Source organism: Micromonospora sp. SCSIO 07396 (assembly GCF_053667945.1).
In genome coordinates this window covers 6,397,852-6,413,586 of the sequence record NZ_CM132210.1, presented here as the reverse complement: position 1 = coordinate 6,413,586, position 15,735 = coordinate 6,397,852, and the positions used below count along the sequence as shown (strand labels likewise).

Here is a 15,735-nt window from a genome sequence, read left to right as displayed (position 1 = left end):
CTGATCCCCCGGGTCCGCCTGGAGCGGGCCCGGGGGATCAGGCCCGCCGCGTCCCGCCCGGCGGGTACGGCCGGGGCATCGGCCGGTGCGGTGGCGGGCCGACGACGTCGAGGCGGGGCGGCAGCGACACCGTGTCGATCCGGGGTGGGCGGTGCCGACCGGCCGGGGCGTCGTTGGTCGGGGTCGGGCCAGCGGGGAAGTGCCCCGGGTTGCGGTCCTTGCGGGCCAGCCCGTCGAGTAGGGCCGCCTCCCGTCCGGACGGGTCCGCCGGGTGGGTGCCCCCGTCGGGGAGCCGGTGGGGGTGGCCCTTCGGAACCGTCCGGTGCACGGCGTCGAGGGTGGCGCGGAGCAGTTCGTTCTCGGCTTCCCGCGCGGCCACCGTACGGCGCAGCACGGCGTTCTCCGCGCGGAGCTGGGCGATGACCAGCCCGGCGTCACCCTCGGCACGGGCTGCCCCGCCGGTGGCGGTCCCCGGCGGCCCGCAGCCGTCGGGGTGGGCCCGGTCGGCGGCCGGTCGGCGGTCCGTCGGCGGCTCACCCCGGGCCGCCTCGTAGAGCCGCTCGAACCGGCTCAGGGTGGCCGCCCGGTCGGCTGCCGCGACGGTGCACTCGACCACCAGCACCACGGTCTGCCACGGCGGTCCCTTGGTCTCGGTGGTGAAGTGCCGGGACAGCCGCTTGCGCCAGGTGTCCCGGTCCCGGCCCGGCCGGTTGCGGCAGATCCGTTCGGCCAGCCTGCTCCAGGTGTCGACAGTCCCGAACTCCGGAGACCGCTCGATGAGGTCGCGGACCGCCAGCGCGTACTCGGACACCGCCGGCGACCCGTACCGGGCCGCGTAGCCGGCGGCCAGGTGCTCGCGTGGGACGAGCCAGTGCCGCTGGTGCCGCCCCCGGTCCGGGGACGGCGTGCTGGTGGGGGAGGACATGGGCGGACCTTTCGTGCGGAGAGCTGCCTGACCCGGGAAGGTATTCGTACCCTCCATCCGCAAATCGTGAGCGTTTCGGCCTGTTTCCGTGGTCAGTTTCTGGCCGGGTCGTTGTCCGGGTAGGGCCGGGTGCCGTCCGGGTTGGACGGTCCCGGGCCCGGTGCGGTGCCGGTGTCCGGCAGCAGTCGGTGGACGGTCCACTTTGGCCGCCCGTCCCGGTGCTGCCCGGCCAGAACGGCGTGCGGCGCGGCCCGGCCGGTCGTTGGGCCCGTCGTGCGACCGGATCGGTCGCCGCGCGTTCGTCGGCGGTCGGTCGACGCCCGCGCGGCGGGAACCGGTCGCGCCACCCGGGCGGTGGAGAGGCCATCGCCTGTCATGCGGCGTGGGGGCGGAGAACATGGGAAGCGGAAGACTGACCGACGGCGCGTGCCCGCGTCCCGACCGTCGTCGGGTGGGCCGGTACCTGCGGTCGATGTCGCTGTTCGCGGAGGGTGCGGTGGCGATGGCGCTGGTCCTGGGCCGGGAGGACGCGGTGGCCTGGGCGGGCGCGGTCGCGGCGGTGCTGCGTAGCGCTGCCGAGCTGGTGGAGGGACCGCCGGCCCGGTGATCTCCCGGGGCGGCCCGGCACCCGGGCGGTCCGGGGGTGGCGTGGCGGCGGCGGCCGGCGTGGTGGTTCCCTGGAGGGACCACCTGTCGTCCGGCGTCGCCGGTCGTCGTCCCCACGAGGGGCGGCGACGCGGGACACCCCCGGCGACCAGATGTCACAGCGAGGTGACCATGAGTCAGATGCCAGCGGCGGTGTCGATCCGCGAGGTCGGGCCGCGCGACGGGCTCCAGAACGAGGAGCCGATCCCCACCGGGGCCAAGGTGCGGCTGCTCGACGCGCTCTCCGGCACCGGTGTGCGCCGGATCGAGGCGGTGTCGTTCGTGCACCCGAAGGCGATCCCGCAGATGGCCGACGCCGACGAGGTGTGGCGGCGGGCCGGGAAGGTCGAGGGGGTCCGCTATTCGGCGCTGGTGCCCAACACCCGGGGTGCCGAGCGGGCCCTGGCCGCCGGTTTCACCGAGATCGAGGTGGTGGTCTCGGCCAGCGACACGCACAACCGGCGTAACGTCAACCGCTCCACCGCCGAGTCGCTCGACGACATCGCCGCGCTGATCGACCTGCTGCACGGCGCGGGCGCGCGGGCCGAGGTGATCGTGGCGACCAGCTTCGGCTGCCCGTACGAGGGAGACGTCGACCCGGGGCGGGTCGCCGGGATCGTCGAGCGGGTGGTCCGCGACGGCGCGGACCGGGTCGCGTTCGGCGACACCACCGGCATGGGTACGCCCCGACGGGTCCGCGAGCTGGTCACCGCCGTCCGCGACCGGGAGCCCGACGTGCCGGTGCTGCTGCACTTCCACAACACCAGGGGCACCGCGTTGGCGAACCTGCTGACCGCCCTGGAGCTGGGGATCACCGAGTTCGACGCCAGCGTCGGCGGCCTGGGTGGCTGCCCGTACGCGCCGGGGGCGAGCGGGAACCTGGCCACCGAGGAGGCGGTGCACATGCTGCACGACATGGGCATCGACACCGGCATCGACCTGGACGCCCTGGTCGGGGTCGCCGAGTTGGCCGAGGAACTGCTCGGCAAGCGGCTGCCGTCGGGGGTGCTGCGGGCCGGCCCGCGTACCCGGTTGACCGCCCGCTGAGGGGCGGCCGACCGCGCGGCTGGGAGACCGGAGAGACGCGGGGAGGGGCCGGCGTGGTGCCGGCCCCTCCGTCGGATCGCCTCGCGGGTCAGCCCACGGTGAGCAGACCCGGCCAGCTGTCCTTGAAGACCTGGCTGCCGGTGCCGCTGCGGCGGTCGTTGGCGCTGAGGGTGCCGGCGAACAGGCTGCTCACCCGGTTCGCCTCGGTGGTGCTCGGGTACGGGTTGGTGCAGCTGGTGCCGGCGCTGCCGCCGGACATCAGGATCGCGCAGTTGCCGTTGTAGTTGTCGGGCAGGCCGAGGATGTGCCCGATCTCGTGGGTCATGATCCGCAGCGGGCTGTACTGGGCGGCCTGCTGGGTGTCGATGTAGACCCGGCCGTTGCCGAGGCTGGTGCGCTGGGCGTACGAGCCGCCGCCGGTGATCTGGTAGATCCGCAGGTTGGTGCCGCAGTTCGCGGTGAGCGTCAGGTTGGTGGTGGCGTTGTTCCAGATCGACGCGGCCTGGTTGGCGATGCTCGCGTAGCTGGGCGCCTGGCTGGTGTTGTAGCAGATGGTCATCGCGGCGGAGGCGGGCGCGGGGTTGGCGACCGTGATGCCGAGGGTCGCCGTCGCGGTCGCCAGGGCGGCGACGGCGAGGCGCTTGACGCGTGAGTTCATGACTCACTCCAATCCGGAGGGGGTGTCTGGAGCGTAGCCATATCGATAGTTGAGTATCAATATCCAGGGGGGAAGTCGGTCGGGTGGTCGGGCGGGGCCCGGATGCGCTAGCCTAACGATCGTTCAGGCTGGTCGGCGCGTCCACTACGACGCCCACGGCGGCATGGCGGTCGGGCGCGTCCACGAGGCGCGGGGCGAGGGGGTCGGCGTGACGCTCGACGGTGAGGCACTGGAGCAGCTACGCAAGCGGGCCCGTTCCGGCGGCGCCGACAAATACCATGCGGCCAACGCCGGCAAGGGCAAGCTGTTCGCCCGGGAACGGGTCGCGCTCCTGGTCGACGAGGGCTCCTTCGTCGAGGACGGCCTCTACGCCAACGCCCTGGCCGAGGGGCTGCCCGCCGACGGCGTGGTCACCGGCACCGCCACCATCGACGGCCGGCCGGTCTGCCTGATGGCCAACGACTCCACGGTCAAGGCCGGCAGCTGGGGCGCGCGCACCGTCGAGAAGATCATCCGGATCATCGAGCGGGCCTACTCGACAGGCGTGCCGATGGTCTACCTGGTCGACTCGGCCGGCGCCCGGATCACCGACCAGGTCGACCTCTTCCCCGGCCCCCGGGGCGCCGGCAAGATCTTCTGGAACCAGGTCCGCGCCTCCGGGGCGATCCCACAGGTCTGCGCGCTGTTCGGGCCGAGCGCCGCCGGCGGGGCGTACATTCCGGCGTTCTGCGACGTGGTGGCCATGGTCGAGGGCAACGCCAGCATGTACCTCGGCTCCGACCGGATGGTCGAGATGGTCACCGGGGAGAAGACCACCCTGGAGGCGATGGGCGGGGCCCGGGTGCACTGCGCCGAGTCCGGTGTCGGGCACTTCCTGTGCAGGACCGAGGCCGACGCGCTCGACGTGGTGAAGACCTACCTGTCGTACCTGCCGTCGAACTGGCAACAGCAGCCGCCGGCCGCCCCGGCCGTCGCCGCGCCCGCCAAGGCCGACCTGGCCGCGCTGGTGCCGGCCAGCGAGCGGCAGGCGTTCGACATGCGCCGGTACGTCAAGGGCCTGCTCGACGAGGGTTCGTTCTTCGAGATCCAGGCGCTCTGGGCCAGGGAGCTGACCGTCGGCTTCGGTCGGCTCGACGGTGAGGTCGTCGGCGTGGTCGGCAACAACTCGATGTTCAAGGGCGGGGTGCTCTTCGTCGACTCGGCCGACAAGGCGACCCGGTTCGTGCAGCTCTGCGACGCGTTCAACGTGCCCCTGCTGTTCCTGAGCGACGTGCCCGGGTTCATGGTCGGCAGCGCGGTGGAGAAGCAGGGCATCATCCGGCACGGGGCCAAGATGATCACCGCGATCTCCGAGGCGACCGTACCCAAGATCTGTGTGGTGGTCCGCAAGGCGTACGGCGCGGGTCTCTACGCGATGGCCGGCCCCGGCTTCGCGCCGGACGCGACGATCGCCCTGCCCACCGCGAAGATCGCGGTGATGGGGGCCGAGGCCGCCGTCAACGCCGTCTACGCCAACAAGATCGCGGCGATCGCCGACGAGACCGAACGGGCCGCCTTCGTCGCCGCCAAACGGGCCGAGTACGAGCGGGACATCGACGTGGTGCGGCTCGCCAGCGAACTGGTCATCGACACGATCGTCGAACCGCACGAGCTGCGCGCCGAACTGGTCCGCCGGTTCGCCGCCGCCCGCAGCAAGGACCGGCACTTCTCCCGCCGCCGGCACGGGGTCACCCCGGTCTGACCGACCGCCAGACCCCTACCGGCCCGCCCGGTCGAGCCGCCGCCACCACCGTCGACCGGGTCCGACCGGTCGCCCACCCGATCCGCCGTTCCCGGCGTCACGAGCGCCCGGGGGCGGCACCCGTACCAGGAGGAACCGATGGACTTCCGGCTCAGCGAGGAGCACGAGGCGCTGCGGGAGAGCGTGCGGGACTTCGCCCGCGAGACGGTCGCCCCGGTGATCGCCGAGCACTACGAGCGGCACACCTTCCCGTACGAGATCGTCCGGCAGATGGGCAAGATGGGGCTGTTCGGCCTGCCCTTCCCCGAGGAGCACGGCGGCATGGGCGGCGACTACTTCGCGCTCTGCCTGGCGCTGGAGGAACTGGCCCGGGTCGACTCCAGCGTGGCGATCACCCTGGAGGCGGCGGTCTCCCTCGGCGCGATGCCGATCTACCGGTTCGGCACCGCCGAGCAGCAGGCCCGCTGGCTGCCGAAGCTGCTCAGCGGCGAGGCTCTCGCCGGGTTCGGGCTGACCGAGCCGGGCACCGGCTCGGACGCGGGTGGCACCCGGACCCGGGCCGTCCTGGACGGCGACGAGTGGGTGATCAACGGGTCGAAGGCGTTCATCACCAACTCGGGCACCGACATCACCGCGTTGGTCACCGTCACCGCGGTCACCGGCACCAACCCGGACGGCTCGAAGGAACTTTCCACCATCATCGTGCCGTCGGGGACACCCGGCTTCACCGTCGCGCCCGGGTACTCGAAGGTGGGGTGGAACGCCTCGGACACCCACGAGCTGACCTTCGACGACTGCCGGGTGCCGGCCGGGAACCTGCTCGGCGAGCGCGGTCGGGGCTTCGCCCAGTTCCTGCGCATCCTCGACGAGGGGCGGATCGCCATCGCCGCGCTGGCCGTCGGCCTCGCCCAGGGCTGCGTCGACGAGTCGGTGAAGTACGCGAAGGAGCGCCAGGCGTTCGGTCAGCCGATCGGCAACTACCAGGCCATCCAGTTCAAGATCGCCGACATGGAGTCGAAGGCGCATACCGCCCGGCTGGCCTACCACGACGCCGCCGCCCGGATGCTCGCCGGTGAGCCGTTCAAGCGGCAGGCGGCGATCGCCAAACTGCACGCCAGCACCATCGCCGTGGACAACGCCCGGGAGGCCACCCAGATCCACGGCGGCTACGGATTCATGAACGAGTACCCGGTGGCCCGGTTCTGGCGGGACTCCAAGATCCTGGAGATCGGCGAGGGCACCTCCGAGGTGCAGCGCATGATCATCGCCCGCGACCTGGGGCTGTGACCATACCTGCGCGACGGGTCCGCCGCCGGCCGGGAACGGTGCTCTGTCGGGTATCCGCAGCCCTTCGTCAGTAGGCCGACGAAGGGCTGCCCGACGTCGTATCCCGTCCGTACCCTTCCTGCCCATGACCCCGGATCATGATCACTCGCCCGCGGGTGGTCGTACCCCGATCGGGGAGCTGGTGCGGGCCCACCGCCTGGCCGCCGGTCTCACCCAGACCGACCTGGCCCAGCGGGCCGGGGTCGGCGTGCGGACGGTCCGCGACCTGGAACGCGGCCGGGCCCACCGGCCGCACCGCACCACCGCCGAGCTGATCGCCGGGGCGTTCGGCCTGACCGGCGCGGCCCGCGCCGCCTTCCTCGCCAGCGCCCGCGGCCAGGCCGCGACCACCCCGGTCGCCCCGGGCGTCGCCGGGCTGCCGGACCGCACGCCCGGCGTCGGCACCGTCCCCCGCGACCCCGACCTCCCGGGTACGCCGATGGCGCTGCCCCCGGCGGTCGAGCTGATCGGCCGGGAACGGGAACTCGCCGAGCTGACCGGCCTGCTGACCGGTGACGGCTGGCCGCCGGTGCTGAGCCTGGTCGGCCTGGCCGGGGTGGGCAAGACCGCGCTCGCCCTGGCCGTGGCGCACGCGGTGGCCGACGCCCACCCGGGCGGGGTGGCCGGCGTGCTGGTCGGCACCGGCTCCGACGCCAACGACGTGCTCGCCGCGGCCTGCGCGGTGCTCGGCGCGGCCCGGCTCGCCGAACTGGCCGCCCGGCTGCGGGGCCGCCCGGCGCTGCTGCTGGTGGACGCGGTCGAGCGGGCCCCGGACCCGGTGGCCGAGGTGGTGCACCTGCTCGTCGCGGCGGTGCCCACCCTGCGGGTGGTGGCGACCGGTCGACACCCGGTCGGCATCCCCGGCGAACTCGTCCGCCCAGTGGCGCCGCTGGAGGTGCCCCCCGCCGGGGTGGTCGACCCGGCCGAGCTGGGCCGGTGGCCGGCGGCGGCCCTGTTCACCGCCCGGCTGACCCGGGTCCGCCCGGAACCGCCCGGCCCGGACGAGCTGCCCGCCCTCACCGCGCTGGTCCGCCGGCTCGACGGCCTGCCGCTGGCGATCGAGCTGATGGCGGCCCGGGGCCGCATCCTCGACCTGCCCGAACTGCTCGACCGGTACGGCGACCGGGTGCTCGACCTGGCCGGCCCGGATCTCGGCGGACGGGGCTGGGAGGCCGCGCCGCCGGGGCGTACCGACGACCCGGCCCGGTCCACGGTCGCGGTGACCCTGCGCGAGGCGGTCGCCACCAGCTACCGGCTGCTCGACGGGTGGGAGCAGGCGGCGTTGCGCCGGCTCTCGGTGTTCGCCAACCGGTGGTCGGTGGAGCTGGCCGAGGAACTGCTCGCCGACGACCCGGACCCGTCGGTGGTGGTCGACCCGGTGCCGCTGCTCGACCGGCTGGTCGAGTTGGGCCTGCTCAGCGTCCGGGGTGCCGGGCCGCTGCGGTTCCGGCTGCTCGACGCGGTCCGCGAGTACGCCGTCGAGCAGGCCGCCGGCCGGGGCGAGCTGACCGCCGTCCGTCGCCGGCACGCCGTGGTGATCACCAGGCTGGTGACCCGTACCGCGCCGGACCTGGTCGGGGCGCGACAGCCGGCGGCCGTCCGTCAGCTCGACGAGGCGACAGGCGACATCGGCGCGGCACTGGCACACGCCGCCGGGGACGATCCGGTCACCGCGCTGCGGCTGGCCGCCTGCCTGACCCGCTGGTGGCGGATGCGGGGGCGGGACGTCAGCGGCCGGCAGTGGCTGTGCCGGCTGCTGGCCGATCCCCGTACCGCCGACGCCGATCCGGTGCTGCGGGCCTGGGCGCTGCTCGGGGTGGCCCGGCTGGCCGCCGAGCACGGCGCGGCGGCGCAGGAACTGCCCGCCGCCCGGGCCGCGCTCGCGGTGCTCGCCGGGCGGGCCGACGTGGCCGGGGAGTTGGCGGCGCGGACCGTCCTCGGCACCCTGCTGGTCGCGACCGGGGGCTACGACGAGGCGGCCGAGCAGGCGCACGCGGTGCTGACCCTGGCCACCCGGCACGGCCGGACCCGGGACATGGCGGTCGCCCAGCACCATCTGGCCTGGCACGAGATCCGCCTCGCCGACCTGTCGGCGGCCCGGCGTCGGCTGGCCGCGGTGGACCGGCTGGCCGCCCAGTGCGGGGAGCCCCGGCTGCGCCTGCTGGCCCGTGCCGACCTGGCCGAGGTGGCCCGGCTGGAGGGCCGTCACGGTGACGCGGTGGACCAGGGCCGGCGGGTGGTCGCCGCGCTGGCCGGGGTGGGTGATCCGGGGCACCGGCGGCGGGTGCTCGGCACCGTGGGGCTGGCGTTGGCCCGCTCGGGCCGGCTCGACGAGGCCGCCGAGATCCTGGCCGAGCTGCGCTGCGACGGTCGTCCGACGCCGCCCGGGTCCCGGTCGGAGCCGGGCGCGGCCGGGAGCCGGCCCGGCGGTGGCGGGCCGGTCCGGGCGGAGGAGTCGGTCTGCGCGCTGATCGAGGGCACCATGGCCCGGCACCGGGGGGACCGGGAGTTGGCGGCGGAGTGGTTCGCGGTGGCGGAGACCGCCGGTGCGGCCGGTCAGGACCGGCGGGATGTGGTCGAGGCCCTGGTGGGGCTGGCCGTGAGCACCGGCTCGGCCGAGGTGCGGGAGCGGCTGGCGCAGGCGTGCCGGCGCGGCGGCATCCGGTTGCTGCCGGACGAGGAACGCCTGCTGGGCTAGACGCGGGGGTGGCGCGAGCGAGCGAGCCCCCTGGTCAAACCCCTCGCTCGATCGCTCGCGCCGGCACCCCCCGGTGCTCCCCCGCGGGATGAAGGCTAGCCAGCCGGACCGTCCGTTTTGCGGCGATCGGCGGCTCTGCGACCGGTGGGTCGGACGGGTTCTGCCGCTTTTTCTGCCGGTCCGCCGGCATCCTGGTGACGGGCGGTCAGCAGGATGCCGGCGGCTCGTCGGTCGGTGCCTGGTCGGTGCTGCCGGCGGTCGCCCCCGGGTGGACGGCGTCGCGTACCCGGCGCAGGCCGTCCAGCATGGCGGCGAGGGTGGCGGGTTCGAGTTGGCCGGTGAACCACTGCTCGATGATCTGGAGGTGGCCGGGCAGGGTCTCGTCCAGCCGCTGCATGCCGGCCGGGGTGACCACCGCGTACGAGCTGCGCCGGTCGGAGGGGCAGGCGCGGCGGCGGAGCAGCCCGTCGCGTTCCATCCGGTCCACCACCCGGGTGACGCCGCTGGTGGACAGGGAGGTCTGGGCGGCCAGGTCGGTCATCCGTAGTTGGTTACCGGGGGAGCGGGCCAGGCGCATCAGCACCTCGAACTCGACCGCGGAGACGCCGTGCTCCTCGTACTGTGCGGTGAACCGGGCGGTCAGCCCGGCGTGCGCCTCGACCAGCAGGCCGACGGCGGTGATCCGGGGGTCGTCGAACACAGTCTCGTCCACCTGGCCATCCTAGCAGTGCTTGACACGGGGAATATTGCTGCGGTTATAGTTGCTCAGGCAGTCGTTGGGCTACTAAACAATCTTCCCCGGAGGGCAGTTACATGACCAGCACCGAGTCGGTTACCCGCGACTGGGACGGCCTCACCATCCCCGCCGCCGGCACCTACCTGCTGGACGCCGCGCACAAGCGGGTGGGCTTCGTCGCCCGGCACATGATGGTCAGCAAGGTACGCGGCGAGTTCGCCGACGCCACCGCCACCATCACCGTCGCCGAGGACCCGCTGCAGTCCTCGGTCACCGCCACCATCCAGGCGGCCAGCATCAACACCGCCCAGGCCGACCGGGACGGCCACCTGCGCAGCCCCGAGTTCCTCGACGTCGAGCAGTTCCCGACGCTGGAATACCGCAGCACCGCCGTGAAGTCCCACGACGGCAACGAGTTCGTCCTGCTCGGTGACCTGACCATCAAGGGCGTCACCCGCCAGGTCGAGCTGGAGGTCGAGTTCGAGGGCGTCGGCCGCACCCCGTTCGGCACCGACGTGTTCGGCTTCACCGCCAGCACCGAGATCGACCGTGAGGACTTCGGCCTGACCTGGAACGTCGCCCTGGAGACCGGTGGCGTGCTGGTCGGCAAAAAGATCAAGATCGAGATCGAGGGCGAGGCCATCCGGCAGGCCTGAGCCCGGCACGGGAAGCCCCCGCTCACCGCGAGCGGGGGCTTCCCCGTGTCCGCGTGCGGATTGTCACTGTCCGGCGACGGCGGCATCCGGTGCTGGTGGACGGCCGCTGGGTAGAAAAGCGGGACAGCGCATACCCGGTGGGCACTGGCCCCGGCGCGTGGGCGCTCCTATGGTGGTTCACACTGCGCGCCGGGACGGTCACCGTCCCGCGCGTCTCACGCCTGGAGGAAACATGGGTAGGGACGTCGAGCAGGGCGCGTTCTCCCGGGAGGACCGGGTCCGCTACCGGCAGAAGGTGCGGCGCTGCCTGGACGTCTTCGCGTTGATGCTCGACGACTTCGGCTTCGACGCCGACCGGCCGATGACCGGCCTGGAGATCGAACTCAACCTGATGGACCCGGACGCCGAGCCGGCGATGCGCAACGACGAGATCCTCGCCGCGATCGCCGACCCGCTCTTCCAGACCGAGCTGGGGCAGTTCAACCTGGAACTGAACGCGACGCCCCGGTTGATCGAGGGGGCCGGGTTCGCCAACTACGAGACCGACCTGCGCAGCAGCCTGGACCGGGCCGACGAGCGGGCGGCCAAGTCGGACGCCCGGATCGTCATGGTCGGCATCCTGCCCACCCTGACCGAGCAGCACCTGGTGGCCGACAACCTCTCCACCAACGAGCGCTACCGGGTGCTCAACGACCAGATCGTCGGTGCCCGGGGCGAGGACATCGAGCTGGACATCCGGGGGGTGGAGCAGCTCCGTACGCACACCGACTCGATCGTCCCCGAGGCCGCCTGCACCAGCCTCCAGTTCCACCTCCAGGTCGCCCCGGACAGCTTCGCCGACTACTGGAACGCCTCCCAGGCCATCGCCGGCGTCCAGGTCGCCGTCGGCGCGAACTCGCCGTTCCTCTACGGCCGGCAACTCTGGGCCGAAACCCGGATCGCCCTGTTCCAGCAGGCCACCGACACCCGCCCGGACGAGTTGAAGGCCCAGGGGGTACGCCCCCGGGTGTGGTTCGGGGAACGCTGGATCACCTCGATCTTCGACCTGTTCGAGGAGAACGTCAGGTACTTCCCGCCGCTGCTGCCGATCTGCGCCGACGAGGACCCGGTCGAGGTGCTGCACTCCGGTGGTGTCCCGCAACTGTCCGAGCTGCGACTGCACAACGGCACCGTCTACCGCTGGAACCGCCCGGTGTACGACATCATGAACGGCCGTCCGCACCTGCGGGTGGAGAACCGGGTGCTGCCGGCCGGCCCGACCGTGGTCGACATGCTGGCCAACGCCGCCTTCTACTTCGGGCTGGCGCGCGGGCTGGCCGAGTCCGACCGGCCGATCTGGAGCCAACTCACCTTCAGCTCCGCCGAGGAGAACTTCCACGCCGCCGCCCGCCGGGGCCTCGACGCGGTGCTGCACTGGCCCCGGCTCGGCGAGGTGCCGGTCACCAGGCTGGTCCTCGACACCCTCCTGCCGAAGGCGGCCACCGGGCTGGACCGGTTCGGGGTCGCCCCGGCCGAACGGGACCGCCTGCTCGGCATCATCGAACAGCGCTGCCGTACCGGCCGCAACGGCGCGGTCTGGCAGACCGAGACGGTGTGGGCCGCGCAGCGGCACCGCAACCTGGACCGGGACGCGGCGCTGCGCCACATGGCCAACCGGTACGCCGAACTCCAGCGCAGCAACGAACCGGTGCACACCTGGCCGGTGGACTGAACCACCGGCGGGCGGTCGACGGTCAGGGGGTGCGGCGACCGGGGCGGGGCCTGGGCACGGCGGGCGGATCCGTCGGGCGTACCCCCGCCGGCCCGTCGCCCGGCTGGGCGTCGCCCGGCGCTCCGGCGTCCTGGTCCGCCCCGGGGCCGGCGGATGGCGCACCGGTGGCCGGGGCGCTCCGGCCCCGACGGACCGGCCGGGCCCGACCGACCGCCGGCGCGGCGGAACCGCCCCCGGCGTCCGGCACGGGCGTGGGGGAACCGTCCCCGGCGGCCGGCGTCGGCACGGCGTGACCACCCGGGTCGGCCGGACCGGTCGTGCCGGCGACGGAGGTCGGCTGCCGGTCGGGGGTGGCGTCGACCACAGTGCCGGTCGACGGTTCCGCCGCGTCGGCCGGGAGGTCGGGCCGGGTGTCCGGTTCGGAGGGCGCGACCGGGTCGGTGCCGGCCGGCAGGTCGTCCGGTCCGCCGGTACGCGGACGGGGCACCGACGGCGTCGTCCGGGCGGCGGCCCGTCGTTCGGCCCGCTGGGCGAGCGAGGCCACCAGCACCGACCCGGCCGCGCCGACGACGACCGCGTAGGGCGCGACGAGGTGGGCCGAGACCTGGGCCGGGGAGATCGTGGCCAGTCGGGGCACGGCGAGGAAGTAGGCCACCGCGACGAGCAGCGGCCCGGCGGCCCCGGAGACCACCGCACCGAGCCGCAGCTCGGGCGTTCGGGCGGCCCGTCGGGCGGCCGACGCGCCGATCAGCAGGGCCGAGCCCAGGGTCAGCAGCGCGCCCGGCCAGTAGAGGTGGTCCCGCCACCAGAACCGGGGGCTGTCCTGGGCGATCTGCCAGATGCCGAGCTGGGCGCTGGTCAGCCCCCGGCCGGCGAGCACCCCGTCGACGACGGAGACCACGGCCAGCAGCCAGAGCCAGCCGACGGTGGCGATCACGTTCGTCGCGGCGGCCCGCGAGTGCAGCGCCCAGACGGCCGCCACCAGGCCCACCAGCACGCCCACCCCGGCGTACCCGGCCGCGACGGTCTGCGGTGAGAAGGTCTCCGGTACCGAGGCGGCCCGCGACGGCACCGCGACCAGCAGCACGGTGATCAGCGCGCCGACCGCGCCCGCCACCGCGAGGGTGACCCGGTGCAGCGCACTGCCGGCGGCGACGTCCCCGCCCCGCTCGTGCAGCCGCTGGGCGCAGACCGCCCCGGCGACGGTGGAGACGGCGGCGATCCAGGTAGCCCAGGCGAGGCTGGCGAACCAGGACGGTTCGGTGGCCCCGACGTCGACCGGCGCCCAGTTGATGATGCCCAGGCCGTAGCCGAAGCCCAGCTGCGCGGCGCCCACACCGGCGGCGACGCCCAGCGCGGTGAGCACCGATCCTCCCCAGCCCCGTCCCGCCATGCCGGGACTGTAGCGTTCCCCGGTCGGGGCGGCGAGTCGGACGAGCATCGGAGCACGGCCGGTGACCACTGGGCAGCGGCCGGTACCGTTTCGGGGACGAGGCGGGAGCGGCATGGACGACGACTACACCGAACAGGACAGTGTGCGACGGGACCGGCCGGGCCGGGCCAGGTTGCTGCTCGGCGGCACCCTGGCGACGGTCCTGCTGGCCACCGTCGGGGGCACCGTCGGGTGGGCGCTTGCCGAACCCGACGCCCAGGAGACCGGCACCCCCGGGGCAGCGGATGCCGGTGGGCCGTCCACCCCGGTCGACGAACCGACCACCGCCCGGCCGACCGCCGCGCGGACCGGCGCACCGCCGCCACCCGCCGCCACCGGTGGCGGGCTGACCGTGCCCCGGCTGGTGGGGCTCGACTTCGAGAAGGCGCGGGACACGCTGCACGACCGGAAGCTCGGCTGGCGGCTGGTGTTCGGCACCGGGTCGGGCCGGACGGTGACCCGTACCGTGCCCGCCCAGGACACGTCGGTGAAGGCGGGCACCACCGTGCGGGTCGAGGTCAGCGGGCCGGCCCCCGAGGTCGAGGTGCCGGACCTGATCGGCGAGGACTGCGACGACGCCGCCGACGAACTGGGCGAGGTGGGCCTGTTCCCCCGGTACCCCACCGGCAACCGGGGTGAGGTCACCGCCCAGCTGCCGGCGGCCGACGCGACCGCGCACTGGAACGACCAGGTGGCCATCTCCTGCGGTGACCGACAGACGCCGACGCCGACCCCCGGGGCGACGCCGACGCTCTGACCGGGCGGGTCGCCGCGCCGGTCCCGGTGGATGCCGGCCCCGACCGTTACCGTGGTGGGCCGAGGGCCACGACCGCCCGGCCGGCCCGGGGCCGCGCACGTGGGTCGAGCGCCCGCCGTCCGCCAGGTGGTGAGAGGACGTGCGATGAGCGACGACCGCCAGGATCCGCCCGCCGACGACGCGACCCGCCCGCTGCCCCCGGCCGACGCGACGACCCGGCCCGAGCCGGCCGGTACGCCTGTCTGGTCCGGCCGGGCCGGGGTGCCGCCGCCACGGGCGGCCGGTCCCCGGGAGCCGACCGAGTGGTACGCCGAGGAGCAGCGCGGCCGACGCTGGTGGACGCCGATCCTCCTGGGGGTGCTCGGGCTCGTCCTGTTCGGGCTCGTCGGGGTGGGGATCTGGCTGGCCCTGCGGGCGGTGGAGACGCCCTCGGACGGGACACCGACCCCACCACCGACGGCAGTGCCGACGACGGGTGCCGCCCCGACCACCGCACCGCCCACCACCGCACCGACCACCGGGCCACCGACGACCCCACCGACCACCGCGCCGTCGACCGAAGCGGCGAAGATCGCGGTGCCGCCGCTGGTCGGCCTCTCCCAGGAGACGGCGGAGGCCCTGCTGGGGCGGCTCGGGTTGTCCGCCCGGGTGCAGACGCGGGAGTCGGACCGGCCACCCGGCACCGTCCTGTCCACCGATCCGGAGGCTGGTCAGCAGGTGTCGGCGGGTGACGAGGTGACGCTGGTGGTGGCCGCCGAGCCGGCGACGTCGCCGACCGGCACCGCCACCCCGACCACCACCCCCACCGGGTGACGGAGCCGGGGCCCCGCGTCGGCCCGGCTCACCACATCCGGCGTCTGGTCCCCACCAGACCCAGCCCGGCCAGCGAGATGGCCAGCCCGAGCAGGCCGGAGTAGAACAGCGACTGGACGACGGTCTGCGGGTCGTCCGACGGGTGTCGGGGCTCGGCGAGCGGGGACGCACCGCCGCCGCCGACGCCGGACTGTGCGGTCCCCCGGTCGGCCGCCGCGTCCCCGCCCGGGTCGGCCGCTTCGTCGCCGTCGGCGGGCAGGTCGTCCCCGGATGAGGTGTCGGGGGGTGGGGTGTCGGGCCTGCTCCCGACGGGCGGCGGCAGGCCGGGCCGGGTACCGTCGTCGCCGGCCGGGGCGTCGGCCGGCCCGGCCACGGTGATCTCGGGGGCCGGCACCGGCTCGGCGAGCCGGGTGGCCGACTCGGCCGGGTAACGGGTCACCACCACGAGGGTGAGGACCACGCCGATCAGGACCAGTAGCCCGAAGGCCGGTCCGAGGCGGGACCTGTGGTGCCGCCGCGCGGCGGGCAGATAGACCATGGCCATCCCAGGTTCAGGGGCCGGATACGCGCGGGGTGGAGACGTTCGCCGG

14 protein-coding genes are annotated in these 15,735 nt (G+C 74.4%); 9 read left to right on the top strand and 5 right to left on the bottom strand.

Annotated elements, in window-relative coordinates:
• Window positions 1-37: 37 nt before the first annotated feature.
• Entirely contained in the window at window positions 38-925 is an 888-nt protein-coding gene (locus ACWCHM_RS28300; RefSeq protein WP_454220486.1) for a hypothetical protein, read from the bottom strand.
• A 451-nt stretch (window positions 926-1,376) separates the two neighbouring features.
• Here ACWCHM_RS28300 and ACWCHM_RS28295 point away from each other — a divergent pair, with 451 nt between their 5' ends.
• Complete coding sequence (locus ACWCHM_RS28295) at window positions 1,377-1,532, top strand: hypothetical protein (RefSeq protein WP_454220485.1); 156 nt, start codon at window positions 1,377-1,379, stop codon at window positions 1,530-1,532.
• A gap of 170 nt (window positions 1,533-1,702) precedes the next feature.
• Complete coding sequence (locus tag ACWCHM_RS28290; protein WP_454220483.1) at window positions 1,703-2,617, top strand: hydroxymethylglutaryl-CoA lyase; 915 nt, start codon at window positions 1,703-1,705, stop codon at window positions 2,615-2,617.
• 88 nt (window positions 2,618-2,705) lie between these two features.
• On the opposite strand, the gene ACWCHM_RS28285 is transcribed toward ACWCHM_RS28290, so the two are convergent.
• A complete protein-coding gene (locus tag ACWCHM_RS28285) occupies window positions 2,706-3,275 on the bottom strand; it encodes a snapalysin family zinc-dependent metalloprotease (RefSeq protein WP_454220482.1) in 570 nt (189 codons plus the stop codon).
• Between the two features lie 208 nt (window positions 3,276-3,483).
• Here ACWCHM_RS28285 and ACWCHM_RS28280 point away from each other — a divergent pair, with 208 nt between their 5' ends.
• The 3 genes from ACWCHM_RS28280 to ACWCHM_RS28270 all read left to right on the top strand — a co-directional run bounded on the left by ACWCHM_RS28280 (window position 3,484) and on the right by ACWCHM_RS28270 (window position 9,040).
• Window positions 3,484-5,016 carry an acyl-CoA carboxylase subunit beta gene (locus ACWCHM_RS28280; RefSeq protein ID WP_281901564.1) on the top strand — a complete coding sequence of 511 codons (1,533 nt, stop codon included), beginning with the start codon at window positions 3,484-3,486 and terminating at the stop codon, window positions 5,014-5,016.
• 138 nt (window positions 5,017-5,154) lie between these two features.
• A complete protein-coding gene (locus ACWCHM_RS28275; RefSeq protein ID WP_204958408.1) occupies window positions 5,155-6,303 on the top strand; it encodes an acyl-CoA dehydrogenase family protein in 1,149 nt (382 codons plus the stop codon).
• Between the two features lie 124 nt (window positions 6,304-6,427).
• Window positions 6,428-9,040, top strand: coding sequence for an ATP-binding protein (locus tag ACWCHM_RS28270; protein ID WP_454220480.1), 2,613 nt, complete (start codon window positions 6,428-6,430; stop codon window positions 9,038-9,040).
• Window positions 9,041-9,245: 205 nt separating this feature from the next.
• On the opposite strand, the gene ACWCHM_RS28265 is transcribed toward ACWCHM_RS28270, so the two are convergent.
• Window positions 9,246-9,752, bottom strand: coding sequence for a MarR family winged helix-turn-helix transcriptional regulator (locus tag ACWCHM_RS28265; RefSeq protein WP_204958410.1), 507 nt, complete (start codon window positions 9,750-9,752; stop codon window positions 9,246-9,248).
• A gap of 101 nt (window positions 9,753-9,853) precedes the next feature.
• Between ACWCHM_RS28265 and ACWCHM_RS28260 the strand changes: the two genes are divergently transcribed.
• Entirely contained in the window at window positions 9,854-10,432 is a 579-nt protein-coding gene (locus ACWCHM_RS28260) for a YceI family protein (protein ID WP_088645742.1), read from the top strand.
• 232 nt (window positions 10,433-10,664) lie between these two features.
• Complete coding sequence (locus ACWCHM_RS28255) at window positions 10,665-12,143, top strand: glutamate--cysteine ligase family protein (protein ID WP_204958411.1); 1,479 nt, start codon at window positions 10,665-10,667, stop codon at window positions 12,141-12,143.
• A gap of 22 nt (window positions 12,144-12,165) precedes the next feature.
• On the opposite strand, the gene ACWCHM_RS28250 is transcribed toward ACWCHM_RS28255, so the two are convergent.
• Entirely contained in the window at window positions 12,166-13,536 is a 1,371-nt protein-coding gene (locus tag ACWCHM_RS28250; RefSeq protein ID WP_421489737.1) for a hypothetical protein, read from the bottom strand.
• A 112-nt stretch (window positions 13,537-13,648) separates the two neighbouring features.
• On the opposite strand from ACWCHM_RS28250, the gene ACWCHM_RS28245 reads away from it, so the two are divergent.
• Together ACWCHM_RS28245 and ACWCHM_RS28240 are read left to right on the top strand one after the other, a co-directional pair.
• Entirely contained in the window at window positions 13,649-14,332 is a 684-nt protein-coding gene (locus tag ACWCHM_RS28245; RefSeq protein WP_421489736.1) for a PASTA domain-containing protein, read from the top strand.
• 144 nt (window positions 14,333-14,476) lie between these two features.
• A complete protein-coding gene (locus ACWCHM_RS28240) occupies window positions 14,477-15,145 on the top strand; it encodes a PASTA domain-containing protein (RefSeq protein WP_454220479.1) in 669 nt (222 codons plus the stop codon).
• 28 nt (window positions 15,146-15,173) lie between these two features.
• On the opposite strand, the gene ACWCHM_RS28235 is transcribed toward ACWCHM_RS28240, so the two are convergent.
• Window positions 15,174-15,689 carry a hypothetical protein gene (locus ACWCHM_RS28235; protein WP_281901550.1) on the bottom strand — a complete coding sequence of 172 codons (516 nt, stop codon included), beginning with the start codon at window positions 15,687-15,689 and terminating at the stop codon, window positions 15,174-15,176.
• Between the last annotated feature and the right edge of the window lie 46 nt (window positions 15,690-15,735).